This window comes from Nocardioides sp. 1609 (assembly GCF_004522105.1).
Classification (GTDB): domain Bacteria; phylum Actinomycetota; class Actinomycetes; order Propionibacteriales; family Nocardioidaceae; genus Nocardioides.
In genome coordinates this window covers 1-1,075 of the sequence record NZ_SPUJ01000018.1, presented here as the reverse complement: position 1 = coordinate 1,075, position 1,075 = coordinate 1, and the positions used below count along the sequence as shown (strand labels likewise).

At 72.7% G+C, this 1,075-nt stretch carries 2 protein-coding genes; both read right to left on the bottom strand.

The genetic code is table 11. The features are described 5' to 3' along the window. Positions 1 to 3: 3 nt before the first annotated feature. Positions 4 to 591, bottom strand: a complete 588-nt coding sequence (locus tag E4623_RS22375) for a DUF3618 domain-containing protein (RefSeq protein WP_134768499.1) — start codon at positions 589 to 591, stop codon at positions 4 to 6. Beyond that, positions 567 to 1,034, bottom strand: a complete 468-nt coding sequence (locus E4623_RS22370; RefSeq protein WP_134768797.1) for a phage holin family protein — start codon at positions 1,032 to 1,034, stop codon at positions 567 to 569. Before E4623_RS22370 ends, E4623_RS22375 begins: the two co-directional genes overlap by 25 nt. Positions 1,035 to 1,075 lie beyond the last annotated feature (41 nt).

The window sequence follows — 1,075 nt, the reverse complement described above, 5'->3', positions numbered from 1 at the left end:
TGCTCAGCCCTGGGTGTCGGTGCGGACGGTCTCGACCGCGGTGGTGCCCTCGTCCTTGACCCGGCCGGTGGCGTCCTGGCCGGTCTGCTTGACCTGCTCGACGGCCTCGGCGGCGTTGTCCTTGACCTGGCCACCGACCTCGGCGGCGGCGGCCTTGACGTCCTCGACCAGCGGCTGGGCGTGGTCCTGGACGGCGTCCTTGACCTGCACCGCGGCCCGCGACTCGGCGCGGGTGGCCGGGACGAGGGCGGCGATGACCATGCCGAGGCCGAACGCGGCGACACCGGCGGCCAGGGGGGAGCCCTGGAACTGGTCCTTGGCGGTCTCGGCCGCCTCGGAGGCGGTGCCGGAGACGCTGCCCCCGGCCCCGGAGACGGCCCCGGAGACGGTGCCGGTCACGGAGTCCTTCGCGCCGCCGGCGCTGCCCATGACCTTGCTGCGGACGTTGCCGACGCGGTCGCGGGCGGCGGCCTTCTTGCGGTCCACGATCGCTGCGGGGCTGACCTTGTCCTGGAGCTCGTCGAGGTGGTTGGCCAGGTTGCCCCGGGTGGCGGCGATCTCGGTGCTCAGCTGCTCTGTGTCTTCGCCCATGGTGCGTCCTCCTTGAGTGTCTGCTGCGTCTTCGGCAGCTGCGGGTTGGCCTTCTTCAGGTTCGATCGGCCCGAGACCGCGAGGATCGCGGCCACCACGGCCCACACCACGGCGGTGATGAGTGCGGCGAGCTCGGTCGGGACGGCGTTGTCGAGCACGAACATCAGGGCCAGGGAGAGGAACACCAGCACCAGGTGGCCCGCGACGCCGGCGCCGGCGAGCATCCCTGCGCCCTTGCCGGCCTTCGCGGCCTCCTGCTTGAGCTCGACCTTGGCCAGCTCGAGCTCCTGCTTCATCAGCGTGCTCAGGTCGGTGGTGACCTCACCGACGATCTCCCCGAGGCTGCGGGTCTCATGACCCGAGGAACCCGAGGAACCCGACGCGCTCGACGCGCCCGTGGGCGTGGCTGCGTGGGTCGCGCCGAGGGGGTCGGAGGTGCTCATGCGGGCCCGCCGGGCAGACCAGCGCCCCGGCCGTAGCCGGC